Genomic DNA, 17,396 nt, shown 5'->3' on the forward strand with positions numbered 1-17,396 from the left:
TGGATCAGCGGATCTCGATCATCGGACGCCCGGCGCGGGCGGTGGTCAGCTCGCCGATAGCGGTCAGGGTGATGCCCCGCTCCGCCGCCAGCTGCGCCACCTGCGCTTCGGCATCCGGCGTCACCGCCAGCAGCAGGCCGCCGGAGGTTTGTGGATCGCACAGCAGGCTGCGCTGGGCATCGCTCATTTCACCCATCAGGTGACCATAGCTGGCGAAGTTGCGGGCAGTACCACCTGGCACGCAGCCCTGTTCGATGTAGCTTTCCACGCCCGGCAGTGTCGGCACGTCGGCGTAACGCACCTGCGCCTGCACCCCTGCGCCCTGGCAGAGTTCGCTCAGATGCCCAAGCAGGCCGAAGCCGGTGACGTCGGTCATCGCCTTCACGCCCTCGATACTGGCCAGTTCCGCGCCGATGCTGTTGAGCTGGCACATCACCTCGGTGGCCAGCCCTTTGTGCTCGTCGCGCAGCAGGGATTTTTTCTCGGCGGTAGAGAGCACGCCGATACCCAGCGGCTTGGTAAGCCACAGGGTGCAGCCCGCTTCCGCAGTGCTGTTTTTCTTCACCCGTTCGGTGGGGACGATGCCGGTCACCGCGAGGCCGAAGATCGGCTCCGGGGCGTCGATGGAGTGGCCGCCAGCCAGCGCGATGCCAGCCTGCTGACAGGCGAAGCGTCCGCCGTCGACCACGTCACGGGCGATCTCCGGTGCCAGGGTGTTGATCGGCCAGCCGAGGATGGCGATCGCCATGATCGGTTTCCCGCCCATCGCGTAGATATCGCTGATGGCGTTGGTGGCGGCGATACGGCCGAAATCGAACGGGGAATCGACGATCGGCATAAAGAAGTCGGTGGTGCTGATAACGCTGGTGCCGTTGCCCAGGTCATACACCGCGGCATCATCGCGGGTTTCATTTCCGACCAGCAGGTTTGGGTCAAGGAACTTCGCCATGTCGCTGTGCAGAATGGTATCGAGCACCTTCGGGGAAATTTTACAGCCGCAACCAGCTCCGTGGCTGTACTGGGTCAAACGAACAGTTTGCTCACTCATGGACATCTCCTGTCATTGGCAACGCGCTATGGTAGCGCTCAAACACCCGAGTGATAAGTCTGGCTGTCTGAATTGGCGGGCAGTTGCTCACAATCCAGACAGATTTGCGAAAGGGGATCAGAAACGGGTCACGAACGGGCGGGTGTCCGGCACGCTGATGGTGGTGGAGGCTTTCAGCTGTGGGGTGCCGAGGTAGAGGAAACCGACGATCTGATCCTGCTCAGCGCAGCCGAAGGCGTCACGCACCACCGGGCTGTCGGTCAGCGGGCCGCTGCGCCAGATGCCGTTGAAGCCCTGAGCCAGCGCGGCCATCTGCATCGCCATCACCGCACAGCCTGCGGACAGCAATTGCTCCCAGCGCGGCACCTTCGGGTGGTCATGGCACTTCGCCACCACGGTAATGATCAGCGGGGCGCGGAACGGCGCGCTGCGCGCTTTTTCAATGGCTTTCTCGTCGCCACCGTTGGCGCGTGCTGCCTGCTCAAGCACGCTGCTGAAGCGCTCGCGGCCGTCGTTCTCAATCACAAAGAAGTGCCAGGGTTGCAGCGTCTTGTGGTCAGGGGCGCGCATCCCGGCCTGCAGGATCTTTTCCAGCGCGTCGCCCGTGGGGGCGGGGTCCGCCAGACGCGAGGCGCTGCGGCGATTTACAAGCAGATCTAATGCGTCCATTTCTTTACTCCTGGTCAGTTTTTTTAACGGCAAGCTAACATAGCGACTGAATTTGTTACAGCCCCGGCAGCGATTCCTGCTGACAACGTGCCGCCGGGTATTTAGGATAACCGACACATCTGGCTGTTCCAGTCAGTAGGGTCAATTAATGGATATGGAGAATACATGCGTACCCTGTGGCGATTTATTGCCGGTTTTTTTAAATGGACCTGGCGTCTGCTGAACTTCATCAGGGAACTGGTGTTGAATCTGTTTTTCATTCTGCTGGTGCTGGTGGGTGTCGGCATCTGGATGCAGCTCTCCAGCGGCCCGTCCGCACCCGCACGCGGGGCACTGCTGCTCGACATCGCCGGGGTGGTGGTTGATAAGCCGTCGGTGAACAACAAGCTCGGCGCGTTAGGCCGTCAGCTGTTCGGTGCCAGCTCCGATCGCTTACAGGAAAACTCCCTGTTCGATATCGTCAATATGATCCGTCAGGCGAAAGACGACCGGAACATTACCGGCATCGTGCTGGATCTGAAGGATTTCGCCGGGGCCGATCAGCCGTCGATGCAGTATATCGGCAAGGCGCTGCGCGAGTTCCGCGACAGCGGTAAGCCGGTGTTTGCGGTGGGCGAGAGCTACAGCCAGAGCCAGTACTACCTTGCCAGCTTCGCCAATAAAGTGTGGCTTTCGCCGCAGGGCACGGTGGATTTGCATGGTTTCGCCACCAACGGGCTGTACTACAAATCGCTGCTCGACAAGCTGAAAGTCTCAACCCACGTGTTCCGCGTCGGCACTTATAAGTCGGCGGTCGAGCCGTTTATTCGTGATGACATGTCGCCTGCCGCGCGCGAAGCCGACAGCCGCTGGATTGGCGAGCTGTGGCAGAACTATCTCAACACCATCGCCGCTAACCGCAACATTCCGTGGCAGCAGGTGTTCCCTGGCGCGCAGGGCGTGCTTGAAGGCCTGACCGCCACCCAGGGCGATACCGCGCAGTATGCGCTGAAGAACAAGCTGGTGGACGAGCTGGGCAGCAACGCCACTATCGAGAAAGCGCTGACCAAGCAGTTCGGCTGGAGCAGCATCGATAAGAACTTCAGCGCGGTCAGCATGTATGACTACATGCTGAAAAAACCGGTGGAAACCGGCTCGGCCATCGCCGTGATCTACGCTAACGGCGCGATCATGGACGGCCCGGAAACTGCTGGCAACGTTGGGGGTGATACCACGGCTTCACAGATCCGCGATGCGCGACTGGATGCGAAAGTGAAAGCGATCGTGCTGCGCGTGAACAGTCCGGGCGGCAGCGTCAACGCCTCGGAGCTGATCCGTGAAGAGCTGGCCGCAGCGAAAGCAGCCGGCAAGCCGGTGGTGGTATCGATGGGCGGCATGGCTGCGTCGGGCGGGTACTGGATTTCGACGCCGGCCAACTACATCGTGGCTAACCAGAGCACGCTCACCGGCTCTATCGGCATTTTCGGGGTGATCAACACCTTCGAAAACAGCCTCGACAGCATCGGGGTGCATACCGACGGTGTGGCGACCTCGCCGCTGGCGGATATTGCTCTCACCAAAACCCTGCCGCCGGAAGTGCAGCAGATGATGCAACTCGGCATCGAAAACGGCTATCAGCGCTTTATCAGCCTGGTGGCGGCCTCACGTAAACAGACCCCGGAGCAGATCGACAAGATTGCTCAGGGTCACGTCTGGACCGGCCTGGATGCGAAAGGCAACGGTCTCGTGGACGGCCTCGGTGACTTCGATGATGCGGTGAACAAAGCCGCCGAGCTGGCGAAGCTGAAGAGCTGGCATCTGGCTTACTTCCAGGAAGAGCCGGGCTTTATGGATATGGTGCTGGAGGGCATCACCGGGTCGGTGCACGCTATGCTGCCGCAGGCGCTGCAGGCCTACTTCCCGGCTCCGGTCGCTGATGCGGCGCGGGAGCTGAAAGCCCAGGGCGATAAGTTCGCCACGCTGAACGACCCGCAGAATCGTTACGCGTTCTGCCTCACCTGCGCCGACGTGCGCTAATGCGAAAACCCGGCTGCGGCCGGGTTTTTTCTTTCTGCCCCGACCACCTGCCTCTGCGCTGCCACTTCCGGCGGGTTAAGGTATACTTCGCCCCGTCACGCATACGCACAACATAAAGTCCACTCATGCAAAAAAAATCGATTTACGTTGCCTATACCGGCGGCACCATTGGGATGCAGCGTTCTGAACAGGGTTACATTCCGGTGTCAGGGCATCTGCAGCATCAGCTGGCGTTAATGCCGGAGTTCCACCGCCCGGAGATGCCGGATTTCACCATCCATGAGTACGATCCGCTGATGGATTCCTCGGACATGACGCCGCAGGACTGGCAGCATATCGCCGATGATATTAAAGCCAACTATCACCGCTACGACGGCTTCGTGATCCTGCACGGCACCGATACCATGGCGTTCACCGCCTCGGCGCTGTCGTTCATGCTGGAAAACCTCAGCAAACCGGTGATCGTTACCGGGTCGCAGATCCCGCTGGCGGAGCTGCGTTCCGACGGGCAGACCAACCTGCTTAACGCCCTCTACGTGGCGGCTAACTACCCGATCAGTGAAGTGACGCTGTTCTTCAACAACCGTCTCTACCGCGGGAACCGCACCACCAAAGCGCACGCCGACGGCTTCGATGCCTTCGCCTCCCCTAACCTGCCGCCGCTGCTGGAAGCGGGTATTCATATTCGTCGCCTGAATACGCCGCCGGCCCCGCAGGGCAACGGCGAGCTGATCGTGCATCAGATCACCCCGCAGCCGGTAGGCGTGCTGACCATTTATCCTGGGATCAGCGCGGACGTGGTGCGCAACTTCCTGCGCCAGCCGGTAAAAGCCCTGATTCTGCGCTCTTACGGGGTCGGCAACGCGCCGCAGAATGGCGATTTCCTTAACGAGCTGCGCGATGCCTGTTCACGCGGGATCGTGGTGGTTAACCTCACGCAGTGTATGTCCGGGAAGGTCAACATGGGCGGGTACGCCACCGGCAACGCCCTCGCCCACGCTGGCGTGATCAGCGGCTATGACATGACGGTTGAGGCAACCCTGACTAAACTGCACTATTTACTGTGTCAGGGTCTGGATGCACAGGCCAACCGCGACGCCATGATGGCGAACCTGCGCGGTGAGCTGACGCTCAATGACTGATGGCTGCTGCCAGCAAAGGAGAAAATATGAAACAACGTGCGCTGTTACTGGTCGATCTGCAGAATGATTTTTGCGCTGGCGGCGCGCTGGCGGTGGCCGAGGGCGACAGCACGGTAGACGTGGCAAATGTGCTGATCGACTGGAGCAAAGCCCGGGGTGAAGCCGTGGTGGCAAGTCAGGACTGGCACCCGGCCCATCACGGGAGCTTTGCCAGCCAGCATGGTGTCGAGCCGTTCAGCCAGGGTGAACTGGATGGCCTGCCGCAGACGTTCTGGCCGGATCACTGCGTGCAGGAGAGCGAGGGCGCGGCCCTGCATCCGCTGCTTAACGCCAACGCCATCGACGCGGTGTTTCATAAAGGCGAAAACCCGGCTATCGACAGCTACAGTGCCTTTTTCGATAACGGCCACCGGCAAAAAACCGCGCTGGATGTCTGGCTGCGCCATCATGAAATTATCGAGCTGGTGGTGATGGGGCTGGCGACAGACTACTGCGTGAAATATACGGTGCTGGACGCGCTGCAGCTGGGTTACCGCGTGAACGTCATTACCGACGGCTGTCGCGGCGTTAACCTGAATCCGCAGGACAGCGCGCAGGCGTTTATGGATATGGCCGCCGCGGGAGCTACGCTCTACACCCTCGATGACTGGCGTGAAACCCAGGCATAATTGATAAAGCCGCCCGGGAGGCGGCTTTTTTGTCGCGTTACTGCGGTTTGAGCGTAGCCAGCGGTGCCGGGGAGATCCCGAACTCGGTTTTCAGCTGTTGCTTGCTTTTGGTAACAATCTGGCCGTCCTGGCCGATGGTCATGTGCTGCGGATCGGTATTGTGGCGCATCTGCCACATCATCACCAGCTGCAGGCTGTTCTCTTTTTGCTCCGGCGTCAGTGCGACGCCATCCGGCCATTTTCCCAACTCAACGGCGGTTGCCAGACGCTGGTACACTTCCGGCGTCATGCTGCTGATTACATCATCAAGATTCATCGTTTCTCCACAGCGTGCTGGAATAATTTGCTGAAACGTTTCATCAACCTTTGATCTGCTCGCCGCTATCGTCATCGGCAAAGTTCAGCGAGGCGGAATTAACGCAGTAACGTTCGCCAGTAGGCTGCGGGCCATCGGGGAAGACATGCCCCAGATGAGCATCACAGTTGCCACAGCGGATTTCGATACGCTGCATACCGTGCGAGTAGTCGTTGATGTAGCGGATCGCCTCTTCGCTCACCGGCTCATAAAAGCTGGGCCAGCCGCAGCCGGAATCGTACTTGGATTGCGAGTTAAACAGCGCCGCATCACACACCAGGCAATGGTATACGCCTTCACGTTTGTTGTGCAGCAGACGCCCGGTGAATGGCGGTTCCGTGCCGTGTTTCTGCGTAACGTAGAACTGCATTTCCGTCAGATTTTGCTTCAGGTCATCCTGGGAATGTTCATTGCTCATAAGCGTACTTCTCGATGGGTTGTGTAGATACATCTGTACCCAGATTCTAACAAAACATTAACAGCCACGCGTACACTTTTGTTCTACACTTAGCGCTGTATTGGGGACGGGCAAGCAAATGTGACTCAGGTCACTTTTTTAACTTGCCTGCCCTTTAAAATTCCACGCGTCGTCCCAATGTGTTGAGATAGCACAACAGGAATAGTGAGGCGATCGGTCGAGCCAGGACAATGCAGTTGATTGATTTGTCGCAATGATTGACACGATTCCGCTTGACGCTGCGTAAGGTTTTTGTAATTTTACAGCCAACCTTTTATTCACTAACAAATAGCTGGTGGAATATATGACTATCAAAGTAGGTATCAACGGTTTTGGCCGTATCGGTCGCATTGTTTTCCGTGCCGCGCAGGAACGTTCTGACATCGAAATCGTTGGTATCAACGATCTGTTAGACGCTGACTACATGGCGTACATGCTGAAGTATGACTCCACTCACGGTCGTTTCAACGGCACCGTAGAAGTGAAAGACGGTCATCTGGTTGTTAACGGCAAAACCATCCGTGTTACCGCAGAGAAAGATCCGGCTAACCTGAAATGGAACGAAATCGGCGTTGACGTTGTGGCTGAAGCGACCGGTATCTTCCTGACCGACGAAACCGCACGTAAGCACATCACCGCTGGTGCGAAAAAAGTCGTTCTGACTGGCCCGTCTAAAGACAACACCCCGATGTTCGTTCGCGGTGCTAACTTCGACAAATACGAAGGCCAGGACATCGTTTCTAACGCATCCTGCACCACCAACTGCCTGGCACCGCTGGCGAAAGTTATCAACGACAACTTCGGCATCGTCGAAGGTCTGATGACCACCGTTCACGCGACCACCGCTACTCAGAAAACCGTTGACGGCCCGTCTCACAAAGACTGGCGCGGCGGCCGCGGCGCAGCTCAGAACATCATCCCGTCCTCTACCGGTGCAGCTAAAGCAGTAGGTAAAGTACTGCCAGAACTGAACGGCAAACTGACCGGTATGGCGTTCCGCGTTCCGACTCCGAACGTATCCGTTGTTGACCTGACCGTTCGTCTGGAAAAAGCAGCGTCCTACGAAGAAATCAAGAAAGCCATCAAAGCCGCTTCTGAAGGCGAAATGAAAGGCGTTCTGGGTTACACCGAAGACGACGTTGTTTCTACCGACTTCAACGGCGAAGTTTGCACTTCCGTGTTCGATGCCAAAGCCGGTATCGCACTGAACGACAACTTTGTGAAACTGGTTTCCTGGTACGACAACGAAACTGGCTACTCCAACAAAGTTCTGGATCTGATTGCCCACATCTCCAAATAAGTGAGATGAGCAACTGACAATAAAGAGCGACTTCGGTCGCTCTTTTTTTTGCGCATGCGCCGGCATCCCGACGCGAAGAGTGAGGACTGACTTGATGAACAATAAAATTTTTGCGCTTCCGGTAGTCGATCAGCTGACCACGACGCTGTCGCGTCGCCAGATGGACGAGCTGGACATCATCGTGATTGACCATCCGCAGGTTAAAGCATCGCTGGCACTGCAGGGTGCGCACCTGCTGACCTGGCAACCTGCCGGGGAAGAAGAAGTCCTGTGGCTTAGCGCTACGACCCCCTTTAAAACCGGCGTTGCCCTGCGTGGCGGCATTCCGATCTGCTGGCCGTGGTTTGGCCCGGCTGAGGATAAATCCCTGCCCTCTCACGGCTTCGCCCGTAATCTGGCCTGGCATCTGAAAGCGCATCAGGAAGATGACAATGGCGTGGTGCTGACGCTGGAGCTACAGCAGAGCGAAGCGACAAAACGCTACTGGCCGCACGACTTCACGCTGTTTGCCCGCTTCAGACTCGGCAAAACCTGCGAAGTGGAGCTCGAAGCCCACGGCGAATTTGAAACCACCTCCGCGCTGCACACCTATTTCAATGTCGGTGACATTGATGCGGTGAAGGTGAGCGGACTGGGCGATCGTTATATCGATAAAGTGAATAATGCTCAGGAAGGCGTGCTCAGCAACGGCGTTCAGACCTTCCCGGACCGTACCGATCGCGTCTATCTCAACCCGGAAGCGTGCAGTCTGATTGGTGACAGCGCGTTAAACCGCTGCATCGAAGTGGTGCATCACCACCACAGCAACGTTGTCGGCTGGAACCCTGGCCCGGCGCTGTCGGTCAGCATGGGCGACATGCCGGACGACGGCTATAAGACGTTCGTCTGCGTGGAGACGGCCTGCGTCACCCGCGCACAGAAAACTACCGAAGAGCGACCGTCGCGCCTGGCGCAGACGCTGCGCGTGGTGCGCAAAGGCTAAAACCGCCAGCGCGGTTAGCCAGCCGGGGTGAGCGATGCTCACCCCTTTTTTATACGGCTTACACCACGTCCAGCGGCGTTTTGTAGCCGGGTGCCGGAAACGCGCTGTTGAGACGCGCCAGCGCCTCGTCAGACAGCGTCACCTCCAGCGCCGCCGCGTTTTCGCGCACGTGAGCTATGCTGCCAGCTTTTGGAATGGCCATTACGCCCTGATGGCTTATCACCCACGCCAGCAATACCTGCGCGACGCTGATGCCGTGCTGATGCGCCACATCCTGCACCACCGCATCGCTCATCAGCTCGCTGCGCAGCCGCCCCGCCTGGGCGAGCGGGCAGTAGGCCATAACCGGCACCTGATGCTGCTGGCACCAGGGCAACAGATCGTACTCGATACCGCGCGACCCAAGATGATAGAGCACCTGATCGGTCACGCACTCTCGTCCGGCCCCGAGCTGCCACAGCTCCTGCATATCGTCATAATCGAGATTGGACACGCCCCAGCGGCGGATTTTGCCCTGCTGTATCAGGGTGTGCATGGCACTCACCGTTTCTTCCAGCGAGAACGGGCCGCGCCAGTGCAGGAGATAAAGATCGAGCACGTCGGTGCCGAGGCGCTGCAGGCTCGCTTCACAGGCGGCAATCGCTTTCTGGCCACCGGCATTCCACGGGTAAACCTTGGAGACGAGAAACACCTCATCGCGACGCCCGCGAATCGCATCCCCGACTACCCGCTCCGCACCGCCTTCCGCATACATTTCAGCGGTATCAATCAGCGTCAGGCCCGCATCGATACCTGCCTGAAGGGCTGCAACTTCGCTACGATGCTGATGCGCCTGCTCCCCCATGTACCACGTGCCCTGGCCGATTGCCGGAAGCGCCAGCGCTTCAGGAAAGATTACTGATGTGGTCGTCATCGTCGCCTCCTGGTTTTTGCACCACCATAATGCAAAACAGGGCGCAAGCGCCCTGTTAGTTTGCACAAATTTGTTACTCAGAAACGGTAAGTCACACCGGCAGACATTGCCGCGCCCCAGGACTGATCGACCATCGGGCTGTCGGTCACTTCATCTGCCAGGCGGGTGTAGCGCGCCAGACCGTAGACGCTCCACGCGTCGTTCAGGCTGTAAGCGGCAGACAGCTCCAGGTACGGGCTCCAGCTGTCGTCAGCACGGTAGCGGTCAAGGCCGCTGCGGTTAGACTCTTTACGGGATACGCCGTAGTAGTAGTCGTTCTGGTTTTCACTGCTCCACTCGATACCGATACCCGGCGTCAGGGTCAGGCCGCCGTTGGTGTAACGGTAGAGCCACGCCAGATCCCAGACGATACCGTTGCTGTTATCCAGCGTGTCGCCGGACAGCGTGGTACGCAGGAAACCATACTGGGTGTTATGGATATAAGAGAGGCCCGCCATCAGGGTGCTCTTACGCTTGTCGAGACGCTTGAGCTGTTCATCGTCGCTGTCGCCCGGCTTGAAGTGCAGCGGCGAGTAGTACGCCATGATGGAGAGTTTATCGGCGGTGTCATTCCACAGGTAATACCCTGCGCCGAGACCGCGGAACCAGAAGCTGTCGCTTTCGTAGTTGATGACCGGAACCGGCACGACGTCGCGATCGTAATCTTTATAAGGGCTTTCAAGCACCCCAACTCCGGCGCCTAATGAGAAAGAGTCTTCCGCTTGAACCAGCGATGCAGATGAGGCAAGTAGCGCACCCAATGCAAGAATTTTGAAATTGGTCACAGTCCGTTCATTCCTATAATCAAATAATCCGCGCGATAAGTGTAACCGCCCTTCACAACCAGCCCAAGCTATTTACCCCAAAGAAACATCCGATAACACGTCAGCCTGACCGGTTTTGATGACGCTAAGCTTACGCCAGAATGACGGCTGTATGAATTCTGGCGCGGACGCTAATCACAAAAGCGAATAATTTTGGATGAGTTATTGATATGTCATTGAAATTCATTTTGCTGCGTATGCAAGTTTCACAAATGCCATCTACGCTTAATTTTAAGAGAAGCTATATTGCTGAGCGCCTTTATTTCTCTGCTATTCACTAACCTGGCATAAGGGTTGCTGCAGTCAGAATTCGTCTTCCAGGAGCCTCCTCTATCTAAATGAACGGCTCTCACACCTGTGCTAAAACGAAAGGACGGCATGCCATGAATATATTCGATCACTATCGTCAGCGTTATGAAGCTGCCAAGGACGAAGAGTTCACACTGCAGGAATTTCTTACTGTTTGCCGACAGGACCGCAGCGCTTACGCCAATGCGGCAGAGCGGCTATTAACGGCCATTGGTGAGCCAGTGATGGTAGATACAGCGCAGGAGCCGCGGCTTTCCCGCCTCTTCTCTAACCGGGTGGTGGCACGCTATCCGGCCTTCGAAGAGTTTTACGGCATGGAAGAGGCCATCGAACAGATTGTCTCCTATCTCAAGCACGCCGCGCAGGGCCTGGAAGAGAAGAAACAGATCCTCTATTTACTTGGCCCGGTGGGTGGCGGTAAATCGTCGCTGGCCGAACGCCTGAAATCCCTGATGCAGCGCGTGCCCATTTACGTGCTGAGCGCCAACGGCGAGCGCAGCCCGGTAAACGATCACCCGCTGTGCCTGTTCAATCCGCAGGAAGATGCCCAGATTCTGGAAAAAGAGTACGGCATCCCCAATCGCTATCTCGGCACCATTATGTCGCCGTGGGCGGCGAAACGCCTGCACGAGTTCGGCGGCGATATTACTAAATTCCGCGTGGTAAAAGTCTGGCCGTCCATTCTCCAGCAGCTGGCGATCGCGAAAACCGAGCCGGGGGATGAAAACAACCAGGATATTTCAGCCCTGGTCGGGAAAGTGGATATTCGTAAGCTGGAACATCATGCCCAGAACGATCCCGACGCCTATGGTTACTCCGGCGCGCTGTGCCGCGCAAACCAGGGGATCATGGAGTTTGTTGAAATGTTCAAAGCACCTATTAAGGTGCTGCACCCGCTGCTGACGGCGACCCAGGAAGGTAACTACAACGGCACCGAGGGCATCTCCGCCCTGCCGTTCAACGGTATCATTCTTGCACACTCCAACGAATCAGAGTGGGTCACCTTCCGTAACAACAAGAACAACGAAGCCTTCCTTGACCGCGTGTACATCGTCAAGGTGCCGTACTGCCTGCGTATTTCGGAAGAGATCAAAATCTACGAGAAGCTGCTCAATCACAGCGAGCTGTCCCATGCCCCGTGCGCGCCAGGCACGCTGGAAACCCTGTCACGCTTCTCAATTTTGTCGCGTCTGAAAGAGCCGGAAAACTCCAGCATCTACTCGAAAATGCGCGTCTATGACGGGGAAAGCCTGAAAGATACCGACCCGAAAGCGAAGTCCTATCAGGAATACCGGGACTACGCCGGGGTGGATGAAGGGATGAACGGCCTCTCCACGCGCTTTGCCTTTAAGATCCTGTCGCGGGTGTTCAACTTCGATAACGTTGAAGTAGCCGCCAACCCGGTGCACCTGTTCTACGTACTGGAGCAGCAGATCGAGCGCGAGCAGTTCCCGCAGGAGCAGGCCGAGCGCTACCTTGAATTCCTCAAAGGCTACCTGATCCCGAAATATGCCGAGTTTATCGGGAAAGAGATCCAGACCGCGTACCTCGAATCCTATTCCGAGTACGGCCAGAATATTTTCGATCGCTATGTCACCTATGCCGATTTCTGGATTCAGGATCAGGAGTACCGCGATCCGGATACCGGCCAGCTGTTCGATCGTGAATCCCTGAACGCCGAACTGGAAAAAATCGAAAAGCCGGCCGGGATCAGCAACCCGAAAGATTTCCGTAATGAGATCGTCAACTTCGTGCTGCGCGCCCGGGCTAACCACAACGGCCGCAATCCGAACTGGACCAGCTACGAGAAGCTGCGCACGGTGATTGAGAAGAAAATGTTCTCGAACACCGAGGAGCTGCTGCCGGTGATCTCCTTCAACGCGAAAACCTCCACCGATGAGCAGAAGAAACATGACGACTTTGTCGATCGCATGATGGAGAAAGGCTATACCCGCAAGCAGGTTCGCCTGCTGTGTGAATGGTATCTGCGCGTGCGTAAATCATCCTGATAAGTCGGGTCATGGCGGCAGGTCGCGGGCAGGTTATCGCCGCGGCCTGGTGCTGACAGCACAAGACGGGAGGGGCATATGACCTGGTTTATAGACCGGCGTCTTAACGGCAAAAATAAAAGCACGGTAAACCGCCAGCGCTTTTTGCGTCGTTATAAATCGCAAATCAAACAGTCGATCTCGGAAGCCATCAATAAACGTTCGGTAACCGACGTGGAGAGCGGCGAATCCGTTTCCATTCCCAATGAGGATATCAGCGAACCGATGTTCCATCAGGGACGCGGCGGCCTGCGTCATCGCGTACACCCTGGTAACGACCACTTCGTGCAGAACGACCGCATAGAACGCCCGCAGGGCGGCGGTGGCGGGTCCGGCAGCGGCCAGGGCGAGGCCAGCGCCGACGGTGAAGGTCAGGACGAATTCGTGTTTCAGATTTCCAAGGACGAGTATCTCGATCTGCTGTTCGAGGATCTGGCCCTGCCGAATCTGAAGAAAAACCAGCACCGTCAGCTTAACGAGTACAAGACCCATCGCGCTGGCTTCACCTCCAACGGCGTTCCGGCCAATATCAGCGTGGTGCGCTCGCTGCAGAATTCACTGGCGCGGCGTACCGCGATGTCAGCCGGCAAGCGCCGTCAGCTGCGCGCGCTGGAAGAGGACCTGGAGAAAGTAGCGAAAAGCGAACCGGCGCAGCTACTGGAAGAGGAGCGGCTGCGCAAGGAGATCGCCGAGCTGCGGGAGAAAATCGCCCGCGTGCCCTTTATCGATACCTTCGACCTGCGCTACAAGAATTATGAAAAACGTCCTGAACCGTCGAGTCAGGCGGTGATGTTCTGCCTGATGGACGTCTCTGGGTCAATGGATCAGACCACCAAAGATATGGCCAAGCGTTTCTATATCCTGCTCTATCTGTTCCTGAGCCGGACGTATAAAAACGTGGAAGTCGTTTATATCCGCCACCACACCCAGGCGAAAGAGGTGGACGAGCATGAGTTCTTCTACTCCCAGGAAACCGGCGGCACCATTGTCTCCAGCGCCCTGAAGCTGATGGATGAGGTTGTGAAAGCACGCTACGACCCGGCGCAGTGGAATATTTATGCCGCCCAGGCCTCGGATGGGGATAACTGGGCGGACGACTCGCCGCTGTGCCACGAACTGCTGGCGAAAAAGATCCTGCCGGTGGTGCGCTACTACAGCTATATCGAGATCACCCGCCGGGCGCATCAGACGCTGTGGCGCGAGTACGAGCATCTGCAGGCCATGTTCGACAACTTCGCCATGCAGCATATCCGCGATCAGGATGATATCTACCCGGTGTTCCGCGAGCTGTTCCATAAACAGCAGGGAGCGGAAGCCCACGGCTAGGCCATTTTTTCTTGTGCCGGAGCGGCTCGTTGCACGAGCCGCTTTTTTTATTGCCGACGCCCGCCCGGGCCGGGTTTCATGAGGTTTTTCCCCGCAAATTCAGTCAGGTATTTCACGCGTTACGCGCTATGATGACAATCCTTAGCAGGCAAAGCGATAAGAGGGAAAAGATGATAAGCGTAGCGGGGACAGATATTTTCCAGCAGTTAATCGACCTGCTGGACGCGCAGCAGGCGCGGTATCGCGTGATGGATCACGAGCCGGTGGGCAAGTGCGAAGCGGTTTCCGCGCTGCGCGGAACGGCACTGGAACAGGGAGCGAAAGCGCTGGTGTGCAAGGTAAAGGGTCACGGCATAAAACAGCACGTGCTGGCGATTATCGCTGCCGATAAACAGGCCGATCTGGCTGCGCTGGCTGCCGGTATCGGTGGGAGCAAAGCCTCGCTGGCCAGCCCGCCAGAAGTGGACAGCCTGACCGGCTGCGTATTCGGCGCCATTCCGCCCTTCAGCTTTCATCCTTCACTGAAGCTGGTGGCCGACCCGCTGCTGTTTGAGCGCGTCGACGAGATCGCCTTTAACGCCGGCCGGCTGGAAAAATCCATTGTGCTGAACACCGCAGACTACCTGCGCATCGCCCGGCCTGAGCTGATGGCGTTTCACGCGGCTTAGCCGTGGCGCTCCAGCAGCAGTACCGCCCCGACCAGCGTCAGGGCGAGACTGAAGAAAATCGTGCTCACCCAGACCACGTCTGACAGCATCGGATCGTTCACGGGCGCTCCGGCAGTAATTTACGATGAGAACAGCTTTACCGCCTCACTGTGACACCACGATGACACGCCCGCTGCGGCGGGCTTTTAACAGGGAACCATCATGTTTGATATGACGTTACTGGTGCTGCTGGCGCTCGCCGCGCTGGGGTTTGTCAGCCACAATACCGCGGTGGCGGTGTCGATTCTGGTGCTGATCATCGTGCGCGTGACGCCGCTGAATCACTTCTTCCCGTGGATTGAAAAGCAGGGGCTTACGGTCGGGATCATCATTCTTACCATCGGCGTCATGGCCCCGATTGCCAGCGGTACGCTGCCGCCCTCCTCGCTGTTTCAGTCGTTCCTGAGCTGGAAATCGCTGCTCGCTATCGCGGTGGGCGTATTCGTCTCCTGGCTCGGCGGGCGCGGCGTGACGCTGATGAGCAGCCAGCCGGGCATCGTCGCCGGGCTGCTGGTCGGCACCGTGTTAGGCGTGGCGCTGTTTCGCGGCGTGCCCGTCGGCCCGCTTATCGCCGCCGGGCTGGTGTCGTTGTTTCTGGCGAAATCGTAGTGATTATGCTGTTAAATATGGCTGACAGACTTTATTGTCAGGCTTCCGGTATTTTTTAATTTCATATTGAATGGAAAACGATATGTTTGTGGTGCACTCTACCCTCTACTTCTGGATTTTTATTATCGTCTTTGCCGCAGTAATTGCGCTGTACGGCTTTAAGGGCTGGTTTAAACTTACCTCTGATAACCTGTACGGCCAGCCATTATTCTGGCTCAGTATTCTTGGGCCGCTATTCTCCTGCTTCTATTTTGGCGCGCCGGTCTGGTCTCAATCCTCTTTTCTGATAAGCGCTGCGGGCTACCAACATTTTTATGACATCAGTAAAATACCACTGCTGCTGTTAGCGTCTGCGGTGCCCTTTACCGCCATTATCGTCAGCCTGCATCGCACGGTTCAGGTTGAAAAGCAGATCGCTACGGCAGAATTTAAAAATAAGATGGACGAGTTTTACTCGCACAATAAGCATATGGTGGAAGCTTTTTCAAAAATCACCACTCATAAGTTGCGATTCACCAAAGCTAAATTGCATTGCCTTCAAGAAGATAAAATCTTCCAGATTACCAGGCCTCATTCGCTTTATAAGCGCATTTTTCCAACATGTTCACCCCTGCTTGGCGTCAACTATGCCCCCGATCAGAAATTCCGCACTGGTGCGCTTACAAGATTTAAAAGGCTCGATACATCATTACTAGCTCTGACGGAAGTTGTGCTGGACGCCATCGGAAATAATCAAGTGACCAGTAACGAAAAGAAATTACTTGATGATATCAAGAATGCGCTTTTTTCTATCTCCGTATGGTTCGAATTTCAGGGGCGGCCTGCGGACATAAACTTAATTCACTTTAAGCCAAACACAAAAGGTCATCCAGACCTGGTAAGTATCGTTTATGAAATCCGTGCAACTTATCTTTTGTTTAATAAAATCTGTACGGATGTCATGGATACAGTCGGAATTGACGCTATTTCTGATAAAGAAATGATGCAGACACTAAGTTCCATTTTTCGCCACGGGAAAAATATCCAAAACTATGTTGTAAAAGGAACAGCGATTCCTTGAGACAATAATGTCTGATTATCTTCCTTATCCTGCCACACAGTGGAATTTGAGTGAGACTTCATGACTCACCCCTGCTGCAACGCATCCAGGTAGCGCCCCGGCGTTTGCCCGAGGGCCTTTTTGAACATGGTGATAAACGCCGTGGTGGAGTCGTAGCCCAGCGCCTGGGCCGCCTGTTGCACATTCTGCCCACCGAGCATCAGGTGCAGCGCCTGAATAAGCTGCAGCTGCTGACGCCAGCGGCGATAGCTCATTCCGGTCTCGCGCACGATTAAGCGTGCCAGGTTGCGTTCACTCATTGCCAGCATCGCCGCCCACTGCGCCAGAGTGCGCGGCTGGTCGGCGTGATGTTCCATATAGTTCACCATCTCACGCAGCTTTGGATGCCCGGACACCGGCAGCTGGAGCTGCTCTTCCGGCTGGCGCGGCAGTTCATCGAACAGCAACGCGGTCAGGCGCGTGATACGCGGATGCTGCGCCGGCTCGTGGTGTCGTGCCGCAAGCGCCAGGATCAGCTCGCGCACCAGCGGTTCAATCTTCAGCGTGCAGCAGCGATCCGGCATCGACACCGCGCCGGGTTCGATGAACAGAAAGCAGAGCTGGGCGCTGGCAGTCGCGCGGTTGCTGTGCGGCATATCTCCGGGGATCCACACGGCATACTGGGGCGGCACCATCCACATGGCGTGCTCCACCTCGCAGGTCACCCCGCCGTGCAGCGCCAGAATAAGTTGCCCTTTGCGATGGTGGTGAAACGGGATCTCGACCTGACGCTGCTCCACGCGAATGCGGAATGCCTCGGCGGGCGCGTGGGAGGCGTCGGCATCATAGCCGTCGAGCCATAAATCCTGCTGCATGATGTTGTCCGGTTTTAGCGATTATCTGGCATTTTATCCTGATTCTATGCCCCGGGAAAACGCGTATCCT

18 protein-coding genes are annotated in these 17,396 nt (G+C 56.9%); 10 read left to right on the forward strand and 8 right to left on the reverse strand.

What is annotated here, in order from left to right; all coding sequences use genetic code 11:
• Positions 1 to 4 precede the first annotated feature (4 nt).
• Together selD and ET34_RS0104520 are read right to left on the reverse strand one after the other, a co-directional pair.
• Positions 5 to 1,048, reverse strand: a complete 1,044-nt coding sequence (selD, locus tag ET34_RS0104515) for a selenide, water dikinase SelD (protein ID WP_031519837.1) — start codon at positions 1,046 to 1,048, stop codon at positions 5 to 7.
• 117 nt (positions 1,049 to 1,165) lie between these two features.
• Positions 1,166 to 1,717: an NAD(P)H nitroreductase gene (locus tag ET34_RS0104520; protein ID WP_031519838.1), complete on the reverse strand. Its 552-nt coding sequence runs from the start codon at positions 1,715 to 1,717 to the stop codon at positions 1,166 to 1,168.
• Positions 1,718 to 1,882: 165 nt separating this feature from the next.
• On the opposite strand from ET34_RS0104520, the gene sppA reads away from it, so the two are divergent.
• The 3 genes from sppA to pncA all read left to right on the forward strand — a co-directional run bounded on the left by sppA (position 1,883) and on the right by pncA (position 5,543).
• Complete coding sequence (gene sppA / locus ET34_RS0104525) at positions 1,883 to 3,733, forward strand: signal peptide peptidase SppA (protein ID WP_031519840.1); 1,851 nt, start codon at positions 1,883 to 1,885, stop codon at positions 3,731 to 3,733.
• A 125-nt stretch (positions 3,734 to 3,858) separates the two neighbouring features.
• The gene (gene ansA, locus ET34_RS0104530) at positions 3,859 to 4,875 is read left to right on the forward strand and encodes an asparaginase (protein ID WP_031519842.1); all 1,017 of its coding nucleotides are present in this window, start codon (positions 3,859 to 3,861) and stop codon (positions 4,873 to 4,875) included.
• Positions 4,876 to 4,901: 26 nt separating this feature from the next.
• Entirely contained in the window at positions 4,902 to 5,543 is a 642-nt protein-coding gene (gene pncA / locus ET34_RS0104535; protein ID WP_031519844.1) for a bifunctional nicotinamidase/pyrazinamidase, read from the forward strand.
• A gap of 37 nt (positions 5,544 to 5,580) precedes the next feature.
• Here the strand turns inward: pncA and ET34_RS0104540 are convergent, their stop codons facing one another.
• Both ET34_RS0104540 and msrB read right to left on the reverse strand, forming a co-directional pair.
• A complete protein-coding gene (locus ET34_RS0104540; RefSeq protein ID WP_031519846.1) occupies positions 5,581 to 5,859 on the reverse strand; it encodes a YeaC family protein in 279 nt (92 codons plus the stop codon).
• A 43-nt stretch (positions 5,860 to 5,902) separates the two neighbouring features.
• On the reverse strand, positions 5,903 to 6,316 hold the full coding sequence (msrB, locus tag ET34_RS0104545) for a peptide-methionine (R)-S-oxide reductase MsrB (RefSeq protein WP_031519848.1): 414 nt from the start codon (positions 6,314 to 6,316) through the stop codon (positions 5,903 to 5,905).
• Between the two features lie 343 nt (positions 6,317 to 6,659).
• Between msrB and gapA the strand changes: the two genes are divergently transcribed.
• Both gapA and ET34_RS0104555 read left to right on the forward strand, forming a co-directional pair.
• The gene (gene gapA, locus ET34_RS0104550) at positions 6,660 to 7,655 is read left to right on the forward strand and encodes a glyceraldehyde-3-phosphate dehydrogenase (protein ID WP_031519849.1); all 996 of its coding nucleotides are present in this window, start codon (positions 6,660 to 6,662) and stop codon (positions 7,653 to 7,655) included.
• Between the two features lie 94 nt (positions 7,656 to 7,749).
• Positions 7,750 to 8,637 (forward strand): D-hexose-6-phosphate mutarotase, encoded by an 888-nt coding sequence (locus tag ET34_RS0104555; protein ID WP_031519851.1) that lies wholly within the window; start codon positions 7,750 to 7,752, stop codon positions 8,635 to 8,637.
• Positions 8,638 to 8,695: 58 nt separating this feature from the next.
• On the opposite strand, the gene ET34_RS0104560 is transcribed toward ET34_RS0104555, so the two are convergent.
• Positions 8,696 to 9,550 (reverse strand): aldo/keto reductase, encoded by an 855-nt coding sequence (locus ET34_RS0104560; protein ID WP_031519852.1) that lies wholly within the window; start codon positions 9,548 to 9,550, stop codon positions 8,696 to 8,698.
• A 77-nt stretch (positions 9,551 to 9,627) separates the two neighbouring features.
• On the reverse strand, positions 9,628 to 10,374 hold the full coding sequence (locus ET34_RS0104565) for a MipA/OmpV family protein (RefSeq protein WP_031519854.1): 747 nt from the start codon (positions 10,372 to 10,374) through the stop codon (positions 9,628 to 9,630).
• 422 nt (positions 10,375 to 10,796) lie between these two features.
• Between ET34_RS0104565 and yeaG the strand changes: the two genes are divergently transcribed.
• The 3 genes from yeaG (at position 10,797) to ET34_RS0104580 (ending at position 14,764) form a co-directional block, all read left to right on the forward strand.
• On the forward strand, positions 10,797 to 12,731 hold the full coding sequence (gene yeaG / locus ET34_RS0104570) for a protein kinase YeaG (protein ID WP_031519856.1): 1,935 nt from the start codon (positions 10,797 to 10,799) through the stop codon (positions 12,729 to 12,731).
• 78 nt (positions 12,732 to 12,809) lie between these two features.
• Positions 12,810 to 14,096 carry a YeaH/YhbH family protein gene (locus ET34_RS0104575; protein WP_031519857.1) on the forward strand — a complete coding sequence of 429 codons (1,287 nt, stop codon included), beginning with the start codon at positions 12,810 to 12,812 and terminating at the stop codon, positions 14,094 to 14,096.
• Positions 14,097 to 14,266: 170 nt separating this feature from the next.
• Positions 14,267 to 14,764, forward strand: a complete 498-nt coding sequence (locus ET34_RS0104580; protein ID WP_031519859.1) for a YbaK/prolyl-tRNA synthetase associated domain-containing protein — start codon at positions 14,267 to 14,269, stop codon at positions 14,762 to 14,764.
• Here the strand turns inward: ET34_RS0104580 and ET34_RS23235 are convergent.
• A complete protein-coding gene (locus tag ET34_RS23235) occupies positions 14,761 to 14,865 on the reverse strand; it encodes a small membrane protein YoaI (protein WP_461784434.1) in 105 nt (34 codons plus the stop codon). The two genes, ET34_RS0104580 and ET34_RS23235, sit on opposite strands and share 4 nt — an antisense overlap.
• A 100-nt stretch (positions 14,866 to 14,965) precedes the next feature.
• Between ET34_RS23235 and ET34_RS0104590 the strand changes: the two genes are divergently transcribed.
• Together ET34_RS0104590 and ET34_RS21235 are read left to right on the forward strand one after the other, a co-directional pair.
• Positions 14,966 to 15,412 carry a DUF441 domain-containing protein gene (locus ET34_RS0104590; protein WP_031519861.1) on the forward strand — a complete coding sequence of 149 codons (447 nt, stop codon included), beginning with the start codon at positions 14,966 to 14,968 and terminating at the stop codon, positions 15,410 to 15,412.
• An 82-nt stretch (positions 15,413 to 15,494) separates the two neighbouring features.
• Positions 15,495 to 16,472: a hypothetical protein gene (locus ET34_RS21235; protein ID WP_051640473.1), complete on the forward strand. Its 978-nt coding sequence runs from the start codon at positions 15,495 to 15,497 to the stop codon at positions 16,470 to 16,472.
• Positions 16,473 to 16,537: 65 nt separating this feature from the next.
• On the opposite strand, the gene ET34_RS0104600 is transcribed toward ET34_RS21235, so the two are convergent.
• A complete protein-coding gene (locus tag ET34_RS0104600) occupies positions 16,538 to 17,326 on the reverse strand; it encodes an AraC family transcriptional regulator (protein ID WP_031519865.1) in 789 nt (262 codons plus the stop codon).
• Between the last annotated feature and the right edge of the window lie 70 nt (positions 17,327 to 17,396).

The sequence above is a fragment of the Siccibacter colletis genome (assembly GCF_000696575.1).
Taxonomy (GTDB): domain Bacteria; phylum Pseudomonadota; class Gammaproteobacteria; order Enterobacterales; family Enterobacteriaceae; genus Siccibacter; species Siccibacter colletis.